Raw genomic sequence first — 16,535 nt, 5'->3', positions numbered from 1 at the left:
CCGCCCTTCGACGGCAATGACCATATTTTCTGCTGTGGTCCGACTCTTGGCGACGTTACCGGAGCCTGGGGCGGACTCCGAGTACCGCAGTGCCGACGCGCACATGTGTCGCTCCGGCAGCCACGGCCTGTTCGAGGTCCGCACTCATGCCTGCCGAGACCATGGTGGCAGCCGGATGGGCCCTGCGCAGGTCAGTCGACAAATCCATCATCCGCTCGAATGCCGCCAGTTCGCGTCCGGCGTACTCTCCGGTGAGCGGTGCGACGGTCATCAGTCCGTCGAGCCTCAGCCCCTCGGCGGCCGCCACACGGTCCGCCAACTCCCCGATTCCGCCGGGCGCTACGCCGCCCCGCTCCCCTCTCCCGCTCTCGCCCGCGTCGAGCGCGACCTGGATCAGACAGCCCACCTCACGCCCGGCGCGCACGGCCTCCTTGGACAGGGCTGTGACGAGCTTGGAACGATCGACGGACTGCACGAGATCCGCGTAACCGACCACGGAACGAACCTTGTTGGTCTGCAACTGACCCACAAAGTGCCAAATGAGGGGCAGATCTGAGCATTCGGCGGCCTTGGGTGCCGCGTCCTGATCGCGGTTCTCGGCGACATGACGCACACCGAGTTCCGACAGAACCCGCACATCGCTCGCGGGATAGGTCTTGGTGACCACGATCAGGGTCACCTCCTCGCGCGCTCGCCCGGCGGCCGCACAGGCCGCGGCGATACGCTCCTCCACTTTCGCCAGATTTGCGGCGAGTTCGTCCTTACGATCCGTCATGCCCCATCAGTCCAGCCAGACATAGCCCGCGAGCCGCCCCGTGGTGCGGTCGCGGCGGTACGAGAAGTGGTCGCCCGACTCCAGCGTGCACACCGGCGACTGCGCCCGGTCACCCACCCCGAAGCGTTCGAGCTGGGCGTGTACACCGGCGGCCACGTCGACCGCGGGCGTACCCCAGCTCGTCTCGGCGTACGCCGCCGGCTCCACGGCGGCCACCTCGGCGCGCATCGGCTCGGGCACCTCGTAACATCGGCCGCAGACGGCGGGTCCGGTGCGGGCGACGATGCGGTGCGGCTCGGCACCCAGTTCCATCATCGCGCGTAGCGCGGCGGGGACGACTCCGGCGACCATGCCGGGCCGGCCCGCATGGGCCGCGGCGGCGATCCCGGCGACGGGGTCGGCGAGCAGTACGGGCACGCAGTCGGCGGTCAGAACCGCGAGGGCGAGGCCACGGCGCACGGTGACGATCGCGTCGACCGGCGGAATCCCGGCAGGGGAGCCCCAGGGACCGTCGACCACGGCCACGTCGTTGCCGTGCACCTGGTTCATCCAGACGACGTCGCCGGGATCCAGTCCCAGAGACTTGGCCGCGAGCTCGCGGTTGGCGCGGACGGCCTGAGGGTCGTCACCGACGGCCCCGCCGAGGTTGAGCTCCTCGTACGGAACGGCGCTCACCCCGCCCCACCTGTCGGTGAAGGCGAAGTGCGCGCCGTTCACGGTGTCGCGCTGTCCTATCACTTCAGGAAGTCCGGTACGTCCAGCTCCTCGGCCGCACTGTCCGCGTAGTTCCGCGACGTCGGGACCGGCGGGGGAGCCTGGAGGTCGCTCACCGGCTCCGGTGCGGGCTCCGGCTCCTCCTTCGGCTTCACGCTGCCGAGCGAGCCGAAGGACGGGCGGCTCTCGGGCTGCCGTACCGGAGTGGGCTCCTCGCGCTTGGGGGAGGAGGCACCGAGCACGTTGTCCCGGCGGGCCGGCGGCTGGCCCCCGTCGAAGCCGGCCGCGATCACGGTGACGCGGACCTCGTCGCCGAGGGCGTCGTCGATGACCGCACCAAAGATGATGTTGGCCTCGGGGTGGGCGGCCTCGCTGACCAGCTGGGCGGCCTCGTTGATCTCGAACAGGCCGAGGTCGGAACCGCCGGAGATGGAGAGCAACACTCCCCGGGCGCCGTCGATGGACGCCTCGAGCAGCGGCGAGGAGATCGCCATCTCGGCCGCGGCCACCGCGCGGTCGTCGCCGCGGGCCGAGCCGATGCCCATGAGGGCCGAACCGGCCTCGGACATGACCGACTTGACGTCGGCGAAGTCGAGGTTGATGAGGCCAGGGGTGGTGATGAGGTCGGTGATGCCCTGGACACCGGAGAGCAGGACCTGGTCCGCCGACTTGAAGGCGTCGAGGACCGAGACCTGGCGGTCCGAGATGGACAGCAGGCGGTCGTTCGGGATGACGATGAGGGTGTCGACCTCTTCGCGGAGCTCGGCAATGCCGTCCTCGGCCTGGTTGGCGCGGCGCCGTCCCTCGAAGGTGAACGGGCGCGTGACCACGCCGATGGTGAGGGCGCCCAACGAGCGTGCGATGTTGGCCACGACGGGCGCACCGCCGGTGCCGGTGCCGCCGCCTTCACCGGCCGTCACGAAGACCATGTCGGCCCCCTTGAGGACCTCCTCGATCTCCTCGCGGTGGTCCTCGGCGGCCTTGCGGCCGACGGCCGGGTTGGCTCCGGCGCCGAGTCCGCGGGTGAGTTCGCGGCCGACGTCGAGCTTGACGTCGGCGTCGCTCATCAACAGCGCCTGTGCGTCGGTGTTGATGGCGATGAACTCGACGCCCTTGAGACCGACCTCGATCATCCGGTTGATGGCATTGACACCACCGCCGCCGACACCGATGACTTTGATGACTGCGAGGTAGTTCTGCGGTGCTGCCACGTCGAAGGCCTCTCGCCTCGAGTTACGTGTCGCCGCCTCGCGGCCTTGCCGCGATCCGACGACTGATGCCGATGGGGACGGTCCGTATCGCCGACCCGAACCCTAACGTTGAAGTTTAGGGTTACCAGTGTGTCTGTTCCCTGGAGTCTTCTGAACAGGACACTAAGTCGACAAGTGGCGCACGTTCAACGAACACGCCGAACCTCCCGTTTTTCTTTTCACCCTATGTGATCAGGCGTAGCGCTGCCCAACCAGGGTGCTGGCCTGCGCCGATGTGCGTCAACTCCCTGATGACGCAGGGGCGGTGGGAACGCTGACGTCGAAGTGCCGGGCAGCGGGGGCGGCTTTCATGAGAGCGGCGAGCGTACGCGCCTTCGCGCGCCCCTTCTCGCCGCTCCCCCACGCGACGGTCCGATCGCCGCTCAACTCCAGCGAGATGTTGTCGTAGGAACGGACCTTGACGATCCGGGTGTCGCGTGCGATCGCGGCCGGAAGGGCGTCGGCGACGCGTACCGCCTCCCGCACCAGCCGGTGCTCACCGAAGCGCCGATGACTGGCCGCGGCCGAACCCGGCCGGGACACCGTCAATTCGAGGAGCGGGACGCCTTTCGAAGCCTCAGAAACCGTGGCGAAACGGACACCTTCGTCGTCCACTTCCACGAACTCCGCGCCCTTTTCCACGAGCAGAACCGGAGTGCGCTCGGTCACTTTCAGACCGATTCCACGGGGCCAGGAACGGACTACCTCAACCGCGTCAATTCGGGGCATTTTCTGACGCAGTCGCGCCTCAATACCATCGGTGTCGACGGAAATCAGCGGCGATCCGAGCGGAACATCGGCGGCTTCGCGCACCTGCGCCGAGGTCAGGACCCGGGTCCCGGAGACGGTCACGCGCTCCACGCGCAACAACTTTGAGCCGTACAGCAGCCAACTCCCGCCCGCGCCAAGGAGGGCGAGCGCGACCGCAAAGATGATCATCGTACGAAGCCGGGGCGGTCTCAGCCGCCGGGCAGGGGGCGGGCCGGGTGATTCCTGCCGCCGTGCACCGCGTTCGGCGGTGGTGGATCCGACCACGCTCCCCTGCCTTCCGTCACACATGCCTAGCGATGTGCACGATGCGCGGCGATCGCCTCGTACACCATGCCGACGAGGAGTTCGTCGGCGTCCCGGCGGCCGAACTCGGCGGCGGCGCGGGACATCTCGTACAGCCGGTGCGGGTCGGCGAGCACGGGCAGGACGTTCTGCTGCACCCACTGGGGGGTGAGTTCCGCGTCGTCGACCAGCAGTCCGCCGCCGGCCTTGACCACCGGCTGGGCGTTCAGCCGCTGTTCGCCGTTGCCGATGGGCAGCGGGACGTAGGCGGCCGGGAGTCCGACGGCGGAGAGTTCGGCGACGGTCATCGCGCCGGCACGGCAGAGCATCATGTCGGCCGCGGCGTACGCGAGGTCCATCCGGTCCAGGTAACTTACCGGGATGTAGGGGGGCATTCCCGGCATCTGGTGCACCTGCGGAAGTTCATTCTTCGGGCCGACCGCGTGCAGGATCTGGATTCCGGCCTGCTGGAGCCACGGAGCGACCTGCTGGACCACCTCGTTGAGGCGGCGGGCGCCCTGCGAACCGCCGGAGACGAGCAGGGTCGGCAGGTTCGGGTCGAGGCCGAACATCGCGCGGGCCTCGGGGCGCGCGGCGGCCCGGTCGAGGGTGGCGATGGAGCGACGCAGCGGGATGCCGATGTAGCGGGCGTCACGCAGCTTGCTGTCCGGCGTGGAGACGGCGACCTTGGCGGCGTACCGCGAGCCGATCTTGTTGGCGAGGCCGGGGCGGGCGTTGGCCTCGTGGATGACGATCGGCACGCCGAGGCGCTTGGCGGCCAGGTAGCCGGGCAGGGCGACATAGCCGCCGAAACCGACCACCGCGTCCGCCTTGGTGCGCTCAAGGATCTGCTCGGCCGCCTTGATCGTGCCACGCAGCCGGCCCGGGACGGTGATCAGCTCGGGGGTGGGCTTGCGCGGCAGGGGTACGGCAGGGATCAGCGCGAGTTCGTACCCGCGCTCGGGTACGAGTCGGGTCTCCAGGCCGCGCTCCGTGCCCAGGGCCGTGATTCCCACAGTCGGGTCCTGCCTGCGCAGGGCGTCCGCGAGGGCGAGCGCGGGCTCGATGTGGCCGGCGGTCCCTCCGCCGGCGAGTACGACATGCACCGAAATTCACCGCTCTCCGGACGTGCGCGCCGCCGAGGCGCGCCGTCGCATCGTGTTCCATCTCCGAGGCCCCTGAGAGCCCCCAGCCCCCCGCTTTCTACCAAAGCGGGGTTGCCGCATCGCAAGCGCCGCCCGCGCAGCGGGCTCGTCGCGCGCGAAGGCGATCAGCAGCCCGATGGCGAACATGGTCGGCAGCAGGGCGGATCCTCCGTAGGAGAACAGCGGGAGGGGGACGCCGGCGATCGGCAGCAGACCGAGCACCGCACCGATGTTGATCACGGCCTGGGCCGTGATCCAGGTGGTCACACCTCCCGCGGCATACCTCACGAAGGGGTCCTCCGTGCGTCCGGCCACGCGGATGCCTGCATAGCCTAGAGCGGCGAAGAGGGCGAGCACCGACAGCGTCCCCGCCAGGCCCAGCTCCTCACCGGTGACGGCGAAGATGAAGTCGGTGTGCGCTTCGGGGAGTTGACCCCATTTTTCCACACTTGCACCAAGTCCAGAACCGAAGAGTCCGCCGGAGGCAAGGGCGTAGATCCCGTGCACGGCCTGCCAGCAGGAGCCGTCGGGGCCCATCTCGGTGGCACCGATGCAGCGGAACCGGTCCAGCCGGTTGGAGCTGCTCTGGATGAGGACCGTGCCGATCACCGCGGCCACCGCCAGTACCCCGACGAACAGCCGGGTCGGTGCTCCCGCCAGCCACAACAGCCCGAACAGGATCGCCGTGACGATGATCCCCGTGCCCATGTCGCCGCCGAGCATGATCAGCCCGAGCAGCATGAAGGCGACCGGCACGAGCGGCACCAGCATGTGCTTCCACTGCGCCAGCAGCTTCTTGTCCTGTTTGCGGGCGAGCAGGTCGGCGCCCCACAGCACCAGCGCGAGCTTGCCGAACTCGCTGGGCTGGATCTGGAAGGAGCCGCCGAGGGCGATCCAGTTCTGGTTGCCGTTGACCGCCATCCCTATCCCCGGCACCTGCACCAGGGCCATCAGGAAGACGGCGCCCGCCAGGATCGGGTAGGCCAGCGCCCGGTGCAGCTTCACCGGCATCCGCGACGCGGCGAACAGCAGCCCGGCGCCGATGACGGCGGCCAGCATCTGCTTGCGGAAGAAGTACGACCCCGGCAGTGACATCTGCAGGGCGGTGATCTGGGAGGCCGAGTAGACCATCACCAGGCCCAGCACGGTGATCAGCAGACTGCCGCCGAGGATCAGGTAGTACGCGGTCAGCGGCCGGTCCCACGCTCTGCGCGCACGCGTGGAGAGGCGTACGAAGGGGTTCTCGCGCGGCGGCCGGGGTGCGGCGGGTCCGCGGACGGCCCGCCGAACCGGAGGACGACCTGTACGGCTGCCGGACATCACCGGCTGCCACCGGCGGGTACCCGCCGACCAAACCCGAGCCACATCCGAGTCATCCGTCCCTCCAAGGGTCCCGAAGCACCCGCCGTGGCCGAGACCCGCCGTCAGGCGCCCGCGCCGAGTTCGCGAACCGCCTCCGCGAACGCCTCTCCGCGCTTGTTGTAGTTGGCGAACATGTCCATGGAGGCACAAGCCGGTGCCAAGAGCACCGTGTCTCCGGCAACGGCGAGTCGCCGGGCCTCCTGGACCGCCGCGAGCATCGCCCCAGTGTCGGTCCGGTCGAGGTCGACGACGGGTACTTCTGGGGCGTGTCGCGCGAGGGCGTCACGGATCAGGGCACGATCGGCACCGATGAGGACGGCTCCGCGAAGTCGCTTGGCCGACTTGGCGACGAGTTCGTCGAAGGTGGCGCCCTTCGCCAGTCCGCCGGCGATCCACACGATGGACTCGTATGCCGCCAACGAGGCTTCCGTCGCGTGGGTGTTGGTGGCCTTGGAGTCGTCGACGTATGCAACCCCGTCCACGTCGGCGACGTGCGCGATGCGGTGGGCGTCCGGTGTGAAGGCCCGCAGCCCGTCCCGGACGGCCTGGGGCGGCACACCGTAGGCGCGCGCGAGGGCCGCCGCGGCAAGGGCGTTGGCTATGTTGTGCGGGGCGGGCGGGTTGACGTCGGAGACCTCGGCGAGCTCCTGGGCGTTCTTCTGCCGGTCCTCGACGAAGGCGCGGTCGACCAGGATGCCGTCCACGACGCCGAGTTGGGACGGCGCGGGCGTCCCCAGCGTGAAGCCGACGGCCCGGCAGCCCTCCTCGACGTCGGCCTCGCGCACCAGGTCCTCGGTGGCCTTGTCGGCCGCGTTGTAGACGCAGGCGACGCGATTCCCTTCGTAGATACGGCCCTTGTCGGCGGCGTACGCCTCCATGGAGCCGTGCCAGTCGAGGTGGTCGGGGGCGAGGTTGAGGACGGCGGCGGAGTGGGCGCGCAGCGAGGGCGCCCAGTGGAGCTGGTAGCTGGAGAGTTCGACCGCCAGGACGTCGTACTGCTCGTCGCCGAGCACCGCGTCCAGCAGTGAGACGCCGATGTTGCCGACGGCGGCCGTGCGCAGGCCGGCCGCCTTCAGGATCGAGGCGAGCATCTGGACGGTGGTGGTCTTGCCGTTGGTGCCGGTGACGGCGAGCCAGGGGGCGGCGTCGGGGCCGCGCAGGCGCCAGGCCAGTTCGACGTCGCCCCAGATCTCGATGCCGGCTTCGTGCGCCGCCGCGAACAGCGGCTTGTCCGGCTTCCAGCCGGGCGCGGTGACGATCAGCTCGGTGCCCTCCGGCAGGGTCGCGCCGTCGCCGAGGCGGACCTTGACGCCCAGGGCCTCCAGCTCGGCCGCCTGCGCCCGCGCCCTGTCGTCGTCGCCGTCGTTGACGACGGTGACGAGCGCGCCCAGGCCGTGCAGGACCTTGGCCGCCGGGACGCCGGAGACGCCGAGCCCGGCGACGGTGACGTGCTTGCCCTGCCAGTTGGTCACTTTTCCGCTGCCCATCCCGCGTAGAAGAGGCCCAGTCCGACGATCACACAGATGCCCTGAATGATCCAGAAGCGGACCACGACGAGCACTTCGGACCAGCCCTTGAGTTCGAAGTGGTGCTGGAGTGGCGCCATCCGGAAGACCCGCTTCCCGGTGAGGCGGAAGGAACCGACCTGGATGACCACCGACATGGTGATGAGGACGAACAGGCCACCGAGGATGGCGAGCAGCAGCTCGGTGCGGGAGCAGATGGCCAGACCGGCGAGCACACCGCCGAGCGCCAGCGAACCGGTGTCGCCCATGAAGATCTTGGCGGGCGAGGTGTTCCACCACAGGAAGCCGAGGCAGGCGCCCATGAGGGCGGCGGAGACGACCGCGAGGTCGAGCGGGTCGCGCACCTCGTAACAGGCGTTGGGGTTGGTCAGGTCCAGCGCGTTGGCGCAGGACTCCTGGAACTGCCAGACGCCGATGAAGGTATAGGCGCCGAAGACGAGGACGGAGGCGCCGGTGGCCAGACCGTCGAGCCCGTCGGTGAGGTTCACGCCGTTCGACATCGCGAGGATCATGAACAGCGCCCAGACGACGAACAGCACTGGGCCGATCGTCCAGCCGAAGTCCGTGATGAAGGACAGCTTCGTGGACGCCGGGGTGTTGCCGCGGGCATCCGCGAACTGCAGCGAGAGCACAGCGAAGGCGATACCGACGATCAGCTGGCCGGCCATCTTCGCCTTGGCCCGCAGACCCAGCGAACGCCGCTTGACGATCTTGATGTAGTCGTCCAGGAAGCCGACCAGACCCATCCCGACCATCAGGCCGAGCACCAGCAGACCCGAGAAGGTCGGCGCCGCGTCGGCCTCGGGGTCCAGGTAGCTCGTGACCACCTTGGCCAGGAAGTACGCGGCGACCGTCGCCAGGATGAAGGCGATACCGCCCATGGTCGGCGTACCGCGCTTGCTGGCGTGCTCGCGCGGGCCGTCGTCGCGGATGTACTGACCATAGCCCTTGCGGGCGAGCAGCTTGATCAGCAGCGGGGTGCCGACCAGGGTCAGGAAGAGGCCAATGACTCCTGCGAACAGGATCTGCTTCATCATCGGGCGGCAACCTCACCCTCGGCACCGTTCTCGGTGAGCGCCTGCGCCACGCTCTCGAGACCGACCGACCGGGACGCCTTCACGAGTACGACGTCTCCCGGGCGCAACTCGCTGCGCAACAGGTCGACCGCCGCCTGTGCGTCGGACACGTGCACCGACTCCTCACCCCACGAACCCTCGTTATATGCGCCCAGTTGCAGCCAGGACGCTTCCCTGCCCCCGACCGCGACGAGCTTGCTGACGTTGAGCCGGACGGCGAGCCGTCCGACCGCGTCGTGCTCGGCGAGCGCCTCGTCCCCGAGCTCGGCCATCTTGCCGAGCACCGCCCACGTACGGCGCCCCTTGCCCATGGCCACGAGGGCGCGCAGGGCGGCCCGCATGGACTCGGGGTTCGCGTTGTAGGCGTCGTTGACGACCGTCACGCCGTCCGGGCGCTCGGTGACCTCCATGCGCCAGCGGGAGAGGGAGCCTGCCTCGGAGAGCGCGGTGGCGATCTCTTCCGCGGGCATGTCCAGCTCATGGGCGACGGCGGCCGCGGCGAGCGCGTTCGACACGTGGTGCTCACCGTACAGGCGCATGGTCACATCACTGCACCCGGAGGGTGTGTGAAGGGTGAAAGAGGGCTGCCCGGTGTCCGTCAGGTGCACGTTCTCGGCGCGTACGTCCGCTTCGTCGGCCTCTCCGAAGAGGATCACCTTCGCCTTCGTACGGGATGCCATGGCGCGTACGAGGGGGTCGTCGGCGTTGAGGATCGCGGCTCCCTCTTCGGGGAGCGCCTCGACCAACTCGCCCTTCGCCTGGGCGATCTGCTCGCGGCCGCCGAACTCGCCGATGTGCGCGGTGCCGACGTTCAGCACCAGGCCGATGTGCGGGGGCGTCAGGCCGGTGAGGTAGCGGATGTGGCCGAGGCCGCGGGCACCCATCTCCAGGACGAGGAACCTCGTCTCCTCGGTGGCACTCAGTGCGGTCAGCGGCAGCCCGATCTCGTTGTTGAACGATCCCGGCGTCCACACCGTCGGTGCCTTGCGCTGGAGCACCTGGGCGATGAGGTCCTTGGTGCTGGTCTTGCCCGCGGAGCCGGTGAGCGCCACCAGGGTGGTGCCGAGCTTGCGTACGACGTGCCGGGCGAGGGCGCCGAGGGCCGTCTGGACGTCGTCGACGACGATCGCGGGCACACCGACGGGGCGGGAGCCCAGAATCGCGGCTGCGCCCGCCTCGATCACGGCCTCGGCGTAGTCGTGGCCGTCCACGCGCTCGCCGACGAAGGCGGCGAAGAGGCTGCCGGGCTCCACCTCGCGGGAGTCCCGGACGACCGGTCCGGTCACCTGCACCGACGGATCCGGTATGTCGTACGTCTGCCCGCCGACGACTTCTGCGATCTCGGCGAGAGAGAGGGCGATCACAAGTTCATCCCTGGGTCTTCTGGATAGCTTCGCGAAGCACCTGGCGGTCGTCGAAGGGACGGACCACCCCGGCGATGTCCTGGCCCTGCTCGTGGCCCTTGCCCGCGACCAGCACGGTGTCCCCGGGCTGTGCGCGGTCGACGGCGGCGGCGATCGCGGCGGCCCGGTCCTCGAAGAGGAGCACTTCGCCGCGTTCGTGCGCGGGCACCGACGCCGCGCCCTCGAGCATGGTCGCGAGGATCGCGAGGGGGTCCTCGGAGCGGGGGTTGTCGGAGGTCAGTACGGCGATGTCGGCGAGCCGGGCCGCGGCGGCGCCCATCGGGCCCCGCTTGTTCCTGTCCCGGTCGCCGCCGCAGCCGAGGACGACGTGCAGCCGGCCCTTGGTGACCTTGCGCAGCGCCTTGAGCACCGATTCGACCGCGTCGGTCTTGTGGGCGTAGTCGACGACCGCGAGGTACGGCTGTCCGGCGTCCACACGCTCCAGGCGGCCGGGCACGCCCGGCACGGCGGCGATGCCGTCGGCGGCGGTCTGCGGGTCGAGGCCGGCGGCGGCGAGGGCGACGATCGCGGCGAGGGTGTTGGCCACGTTGAAGGGGCCCGGCAGCGGCGACCTGGCGCCGATCCGCTCGCCGTTCGGGCCGATCACGGTGAACGGCGAGTCCAGCGGGCCGACCGTGACGTCCTCGGCGCGCCAGTCGGCGTCGGGGTGGCCCTCGGCGGAGTAGGTGACGACCGGGACGGTGGCCTCGCGGGCGAGCCTGCGGCCGTACTCGTCGTCGATGTTGACGACGCCGAGACGGCTGCGTTTCGGCGTGAACAGCTGTGCCTTGGCCCGGAAGTAGTCCTCCATGTCGGAGTGGAACTCCATGTGTTCCGGGCTGAGGTTGGTGAAGACGGCCACGTCGAAGATGCAGCCGTCGACCCGGCCGAGGACCAGCGCGTGGCTGGAGACCTCCATGGCGACCGCCTGGACGCCGCGTTCGCGCATGACGGCGAACAGGGCCTGGAGGTCGGTGGCTTCGGGGGTGGTGCGCTCGGACTTGATGCGCTCGTCGCCGATGCGCGTCTCGACGGTGCCGATCAGTCCGGCCGAACGGCCGCCCGTCCGCAGACCGCCCTCGACGAGGTAGGCGGTCGTGGTCTTGCCGGACGTGCCGGTGATGCCGATCTGCAGCAGATCGTGGCCGGGTCGGCCGTAGATCGTGGCCGCCAGTTCGCCCATCCGCGCGCGCGGGTCGTCGACGGTGAGGACCGGCAGGCCCGTGGCGGCGGCGCGTTCGGTGCCGGCCGGGTCGGTGAGCACGGCGACCGCGCCGAGGCCGACGGCCTGGGTGACGAAGTCGGCGCCGTGCACGCGGGCGCCGGGCAGGGCGGCGTACAGGTCGCCGGGGCGGACGGCCCGCGAGTCGTGGGTGATGCCGGTGACCTCGACGGTGTCGGCCGGTGCGGCGACACCCAGCTGGTCGGCGAGCTCCGCGAGGGGTGTGGCAGAGACCCGTTCCGGCCGTGGCGGGCCCGGATATGTCACGGGAACGCCCTTCTGGGTGGTTTGGGACTGATCAGCATGTGGCACGGCGGTGAGCGTACCGGGCGCACCCGCTCCGGAGCGAAGTGAGGGGCGAGGGACGCTCTGGTCCCCGGGATCGGGGGTGATCGTTGTCACGGGTGGTTCCTGGGTGCTCGGTGCTGAACGGATGGTTCCGGCTGCTCGCCGCTGATCAAGATTTGAAGGTGACCGGGAGTTTCGCAGGCGGCGTCCCGGTCGGCGGGACCTGGAGGGTCTTCAGGGCGAACTCCATCACCTTCTTGTAGACGGGGCCGCAGATCTGGCCGCCGAAGTAGCTGCCCTTGGTGGCGTTCTGGATGGCGCAGTACACGGTGACACGGGGCTTGTCCGCAGGTGCGAATCCGGCGAAGGACGAGGTGTAGCCGCGGTACTTGCCGGTGGCCGGATCCACGCGGTTGGCCGTGCCGGTCTTGCCCGCCACCCGGTAGCCGGGGATACGGGCCTTGGTGCCGGTGCCCTCCTCGTCGTCGACGACCGACTCCAGCATCCGGGCAAGCGTCCTGGCCGTCTTCTCGCTGACGACCCGCGTCTTCTCGGGCTTCGGGGCGGGCGTGAAGACGCCGTCGGGTCCCTGCGTGCCGCGCACGAGCGAGGGTTCGACGCGGACGCCGCCGTTGGCGATCGTCGAGTAGACGGACGCCGCCTGCATCGCGTTGATGGAGACGCCCTGGCCGAAAGGAATCGTGTACTGCTGCGACGTCGACCAGGTGTCCGGGGAGGCGAGGATGCCCTTGGTCTCGCCGGGGAAACCGAGCCCGCTGTAGCTGCCGATGCCGAACTTGCGCAGGTACTTGTACAGCACCCGGTTGGCCTCCACCTGGTTCTTGCCGAGCTGGCCGGTCGCCAGGATGGTGCCGATGTTGCTGGACTTGGCGAGCACGCCGTTGAGCGTCAGGTACCAGGTCTCGTGGTCGATGTCGTCCCGGAAGAGCCGGTCGCCGCGGTGCAGCCGGTTGGGTACGACGACATGCGTGGCGGGCGTGGCGACGTTCTCCTCCAGTACGGCGGCCATCGACATCACCTTGGCGGTGGAACCGGGCTCGTAGGCGTCCTGGACGGCCGCGTTGCCCATGGCGGTCGCGTCGGCCGTGGTGAGGTCGTTGGGGTCGAAGCCGGGTGAGTTGGCCATGGCGAGGATCTCGCCGGTGCGGGTGTCCTGCACGATGACATAGCCGCGGTCCGCCTTGGACTCCTTCACCTGTTCGGCGATGGCGTTCTGCGCGGCCCACTGGATGTCCCGGTCGATGGTCAGCTCGATGTCGGAGCCGGGCACCGCGGGGGTCTCGGTGGAGCCGACGGTGGGCACCTGGTGGCCGCCGGACTGGGCGTAGCGGATCTTGCCGTCCTCGCCGGCCAGCTGTTCGTTCAGCTGCTGCTCGATGCCGCCGCCGCCCTTGCCCTCGGCGTTGACCCAGCCCAGTATCCCGGCGGCCAGGTCGCCGTTCGGGTACACGCGCTTGCTGCTGGGTTCGGCGAGGACACCGGCGAGGACGTTGACCGTGCTCTTGTCGGTCTCCGCCTTGGCGGCGAGCGCGGTCCTGAGGTCCTTGATCTGCTTCCAGACCTGCGGGGTCTGCCGGCCGGCGAGCTTGACGTAGCGGAGCTTCTTGTCCTCGGGCCGGAGCTTGCGGGCGAGCTCGGCCTGGTCCTGGCCGAGGATCGGGGCGAGGAGGGCGGCCGCCTGCTCGGGCCCGTCGTCGATCTTCAGCTGCTCGGGGGTGAACAGCGTGGGGTCGGCCGTGATGTCGTACGCGTCCACGCTGGTCGCCAGGGCCACGCCGGTGCGGTCGGTGATCTCGCCGCGCTGGGCGGCGAGGGTGTGCACCACGTACCGGTTCCGCTCGGCCTTCGCGGCGTATGCGCTCGCATCGACGGCCTGCACCTGGAGCAGCCGTACGACGAACACGAGCAGTACGAGGGTCAGCGCCAGGCCGACCATGCGCAGGCGGGGCCGGGGGCTGCCGAGCCGGATGACGCGCGGTGCCGGAGAGCGGGGCGGGGCCGGACGGCGGGCCGGGCGGGCGCCGGGGCCGGGGCGCCGTGCGCTGCCGGAGCGGTCGGGCCGTGCGGGTCCGGGCACGCGGCGGTGCGGCGCTTCCCTGTCGGTCACTTCCGTCACCTGCCGGGGGTCGTGGTCGGGGTGGAGGTGGAGCGGGGTGTGGGGATGGATGCCGAGCGGGGTGTGGCGGGAGCCGTGCGAGTGGCCGGGGTGGGGCTCGGGGCCGGGGAGCCGAACGGCGTCGGGCTGGCCGCGCCCGGCGGGGGCTCGGCGGTCATCGCTTCCGGGGCCAGGACGAGGGGCGTGCGCGCGGAGGCCGGCTCGGCGGCGGAGGGGACGCCCTTGACGGTGCCGTCGGGGTCGAGGAAGGCGGGGTCTCCGCCGGGCACCATGCCGAGCTCGCGGGCGCGGCGCTGGAGGGCGTCGGGGGCGGAGTAGGCGTCGATGTCCCGCTGGAGGGCCTGTTCCTCGTCGGTGAGGTTCTTGGTCTCCTTCTGCAGGTCGTCGAGTCGGAACGACCCTTCGCTGAGTGCCGAGTTCAGCACCAGCAGTCCGATGAGACCGCCGCCCAGCAGAAGGACGACCAGCAGGACGAACGGAGTCCGGGCGGCCTGCCCCCGACCGGTGGGAAGAAGCCGCGCGAGGCGGGCGGCCCTCCCCTTCAGCTCGGGTTTCCTGGTCGGTTCGGGTTTCCTACTCACTCGCCCTCCCCCGGGCTCGGAACCCGAACGCCCGCCTCTGCCGCAGCCTCACTCGACGTCCTCCCTGATGCGCTGGGCCGCGCGCAGTCGCGCCGGGGCCGCCCTGCGGTTCTCGGCGACCTCTTCCTCGCTGGGAAGTTCGGCACCGCGCGTGAGCAGCTTGAGCCGGGGCTGGTACTGCTCGGGCACGACCGGCAGCCCGGGCGGCGCGGTGCTGGCGGCGCCGGCCGCGAACACCTGCTTGACCAGCCGGTCCTCCAGCGAGTGGTACGACAGCACGGCGATCCGCCCGCCCACGTCGAGGGCCTGCACAGCGGCCGGGATCGCGCGCTCCAGCACGGAGAGTTCGCCGTTGACCTCGATACGCAGGGCCTGGAAGGTGCGCTTGGCCGGGTTGCCGCCGGTTCGCTTGGCGGCCTGCGGCAGCGCGTCCCGGATCACCTCGACGAGCCGCCCGCTGTTCGTGAACGGCTCCTTCTCCCGTTCGCGTACGACGGCGGCGACGATCCGCTTGGCCTGCTTCTCCTCGCCGTACGCGCGCAGGATCCGCACCAGTTCGCCGGCCGGGTAGGTGTTGAGGACCTCGGCGGCGCTGATGCCGGTCGTCTGGTCCATGCGCATGTCGAGCGGGGCGTCCTGCGCGTAGGCAAAGCCGCGGTCGGCCTCGTCGAGCTGCATCGAGGAGACTCCGAGGTCGAACAGAACGCCCTGCACACGCGCGATGCCGAGCCGGTCGAGGACGTCGGGCAGCTCGTCGTAGACGGCGTGCACGAGCGTGGCGCGGTCGCCGTACGGGGCGAGGCGCTCGCCGGACAGGCGCAGCGCCTCCTTGTCGCGGTCGAGGGCGACGAGCCGGGCCTCGGGGAAGCGGGCGAGCAGCGCCTCGCTGTGGCCGCCGAGGCCGAGCGTGCAGTCGACGACGACCGCTCCGGGGGCCTGGAGGGCGGGGGCCAACAGGTCCAGGCACCGCTGGAGCATCACCGGGACGTGTCGACTCTTGCTCAAGGGGCCCTCTCAGGTCCGGCGGGCGGTACGCACCGCCGGGTCCCCGCCCGCTCGTGAAGGGGAGGCCTGCCGGCGCCGGAAGCGTCAGCCGGCCGGGAGCGGGTGGAGGCCGAGCCGTACGTACGCGCCGCGCACGTGGGGAGATCTCCGGCAGCAGCGCCGGGGTCTTCGGGAAGTTCAGTCCAGCGGGGAGAGCCTCGCCTCCCGCTTTCGCGTCACTTTAGTCCACCCTGTCTCGCGGTCAATCAACCGGCCTGCGCGTCGCGGCGGCCGACGGCGAGGAAGCGGCGAACCGGAAAGAACCACTCGAACGGGTGCGCCCTTCTCACACCTGTGGGTTAGCTCACAACACGGCGTGATGACGCTCTTTGTCCTCCCTCACAACAGGACCAGATCGCCGGTGACCAGTACCGTCGTCACCATGACGACTTCCGCATCGGTTCCCGCCGGCTCCGAGGACGCCATAACGCGCGTCGGCACTGTCACCGACCGTCTCGTCGAGGCGAACGAGCGGTATGCCGCCGCCTTCACCGACCCGGGTATGGACGCCCGTCCCGTCCTGCACGTGGCCGTCGTGGCCTGCATGGACGCCCGGCTCGACCTGCACGCCGCGCTCGGCCTGGAGCTCGGCGACTGTCACACCATCCGCAACGCGGGCGGTGTCGTCACCGACGACGTGATCCGCTCGCTCACCATCAGCCAGCGCAAGCTCGGCACGCGCAGCATCGTCCTCATCCACCACACCGGATGCGGTCTGGAGAGCCTCACCGAGGACTTCCGCACCGAGCTGGAGCTGGAGGTGGGCCAGCGCCCCGCCTGGGCGGTGGAGTCCTTCCGGAACGTCGACCAGGACGTACGGCAGTCGATGCAGCGCGTGCGCACCTCGCCGTTCCTGCTGCACACCGACGACGTGCGCGGCTTTGTCTTCGACGTGCGGACGGGTCTGCTGCGCGAGATCGACCCGGCGTGACCGTCACCCGGGGTTCTCGGTTTCCGAG

Annotated in this window: 14 protein-coding genes; 1 reads left to right on the top strand and 13 read right to left on the bottom strand. The window is 70.2% G+C overall.

Annotation, left to right across the window (positions count from 1 at the left end):
* Positions 1–55 precede the first annotated feature (55 nt).
* The 13 genes from ACKTSN_RS34085 to rsmH form a co-directional block, all read right to left on the bottom strand.
* Positions 56–775, bottom strand: coding sequence for a YggS family pyridoxal phosphate-dependent enzyme (locus ACKTSN_RS34085; protein ID WP_409472634.1), 720 nt, complete (start codon positions 773–775; stop codon positions 56–58).
* A gap of 6 nt (positions 776–781) precedes the next feature.
* Positions 782–1,513 (bottom strand): peptidoglycan editing factor PgeF, encoded by a 732-nt coding sequence (pgeF, locus tag ACKTSN_RS34080; protein ID WP_409472633.1) that lies wholly within the window; start codon positions 1,511–1,513, stop codon positions 782–784.
* Complete coding sequence (gene ftsZ, locus ACKTSN_RS34075) at positions 1,510–2,700, bottom strand: cell division protein FtsZ (protein ID WP_129797406.1); 1,191 nt, start codon at positions 2,698–2,700, stop codon at positions 1,510–1,512. The genes pgeF and ftsZ overlap by 4 nt, the downstream gene beginning before the upstream one ends.
* A gap of 279 nt (positions 2,701–2,979) precedes the next feature.
* Complete coding sequence (locus ACKTSN_RS34070) at positions 2,980–3,774, bottom strand: cell division protein FtsQ/DivIB (protein ID WP_409472632.1); 795 nt, start codon at positions 3,772–3,774, stop codon at positions 2,980–2,982.
* Between the two features lie 26 nt (positions 3,775–3,800).
* Positions 3,801–4,898 carry an undecaprenyldiphospho-muramoylpentapeptide beta-N-acetylglucosaminyltransferase gene (gene murG / locus ACKTSN_RS34065; RefSeq protein ID WP_224737517.1) on the bottom strand — a complete coding sequence of 366 codons (1,098 nt, stop codon included), beginning with the start codon at positions 4,896–4,898 and terminating at the stop codon, positions 3,801–3,803.
* A 6-nt stretch (positions 4,899–4,904) separates the two neighbouring features.
* Entirely contained in the window at positions 4,905–6,257 is a 1,353-nt protein-coding gene (ftsW, locus tag ACKTSN_RS34060) for a putative lipid II flippase FtsW (RefSeq protein WP_409472631.1), read from the bottom strand.
* A gap of 104 nt (positions 6,258–6,361) precedes the next feature.
* Positions 6,362–7,786 carry a UDP-N-acetylmuramoyl-L-alanine--D-glutamate ligase gene (murD, locus tag ACKTSN_RS34055; protein ID WP_409472630.1) on the bottom strand — a complete coding sequence of 475 codons (1,425 nt, stop codon included), beginning with the start codon at positions 7,784–7,786 and terminating at the stop codon, positions 6,362–6,364.
* Complete coding sequence (gene mraY, locus ACKTSN_RS34050; protein ID WP_129797541.1) at positions 7,768–8,859, bottom strand: phospho-N-acetylmuramoyl-pentapeptide-transferase; 1,092 nt, start codon at positions 8,857–8,859, stop codon at positions 7,768–7,770. The genes murD and mraY overlap by 19 nt, the downstream gene beginning before the upstream one ends.
* A complete protein-coding gene (locus tag ACKTSN_RS34045) occupies positions 8,859–10,265 on the bottom strand; it encodes a UDP-N-acetylmuramoyl-tripeptide--D-alanyl-D-alanine ligase (protein WP_409472629.1) in 1,407 nt (468 codons plus the stop codon). The genes mraY and ACKTSN_RS34045 overlap by 1 nt, the downstream gene beginning before the upstream one ends.
* Before the next feature lie 4 nt (positions 10,266–10,269).
* A complete protein-coding gene (locus tag ACKTSN_RS34040; RefSeq protein ID WP_409472628.1) occupies positions 10,270–11,928 on the bottom strand; it encodes a UDP-N-acetylmuramoyl-L-alanyl-D-glutamate--2,6-diaminopimelate ligase in 1,659 nt (552 codons plus the stop codon).
* Positions 11,929–11,983: 55 nt separating this feature from the next.
* Positions 11,984–13,942 (bottom strand): peptidoglycan D,D-transpeptidase FtsI family protein, encoded by a 1,959-nt coding sequence (locus ACKTSN_RS34035; protein ID WP_409472627.1) that lies wholly within the window; start codon positions 13,940–13,942, stop codon positions 11,984–11,986.
* A 5-nt stretch (positions 13,943–13,947) separates the two neighbouring features.
* Positions 13,948–14,532 (bottom strand): FtsB family cell division protein, encoded by a 585-nt coding sequence (locus ACKTSN_RS34030; protein ID WP_409472626.1) that lies wholly within the window; start codon positions 14,530–14,532, stop codon positions 13,948–13,950.
* A gap of 48 nt (positions 14,533–14,580) precedes the next feature.
* Complete coding sequence (gene rsmH, locus ACKTSN_RS34025; RefSeq protein ID WP_409472625.1) at positions 14,581–15,537, bottom strand: 16S rRNA (cytosine(1402)-N(4))-methyltransferase RsmH; 957 nt, start codon at positions 15,535–15,537, stop codon at positions 14,581–14,583.
* A gap of 421 nt (positions 15,538–15,958) precedes the next feature.
* Here rsmH and ACKTSN_RS34020 point away from each other — a divergent pair, with 421 nt between their 5' ends.
* On the top strand, positions 15,959–16,507 hold the full coding sequence (locus tag ACKTSN_RS34020) for a beta-class carbonic anhydrase (protein WP_409472624.1): 549 nt from the start codon (positions 15,959–15,961) through the stop codon (positions 16,505–16,507).
* Positions 16,508–16,535: the final 28 nt, after the last annotated feature.

The organism is Streptomyces flavusporus (assembly GCF_046267975.1).
GTDB classification, from domain to species: Bacteria; Actinomycetota; Actinomycetes; order Streptomycetales; family Streptomycetaceae; genus Streptomyces; species Streptomyces flavusporus.
Note: the sequence above shows the minus strand (reverse complement) of the source record. Positions and strands in the feature narration are given on the sequence as shown.

Bases quoted from the DNA above. Each gene is read 5' to 3' on its own strand.
- ACKTSN_RS34085 (WP_409472634.1), bottom strand. From the start codon at position 775: ATGACGGATCGTAAGGACGAACTCGCCGCAAATCTGGCGAAAGTGGAG.
- ftsW (WP_409472631.1), bottom strand. From the start codon at position 6,257: ATGTCCGGCAGCCGTACAGGTCGTCCTCCGGTTCGGCGGGCCGTCCGC.
- murD (WP_409472630.1), bottom strand. From the start codon at position 7,786: ATGGGCAGCGGAAAAGTGACCAACTGGCAGGGCAAGCACGTCACCGTC.
- mraY (WP_129797541.1), bottom strand. From the start codon at position 8,859: ATGAAGCAGATCCTGTTCGCAGGAGTCATTGGCCTCTTCCTGACCCTG.
- ACKTSN_RS34020 (WP_409472624.1), top strand. From the start codon at position 15,959: ATGACGACTTCCGCATCGGTTCCCGCCGGCTCCGAGGACGCCATAACG.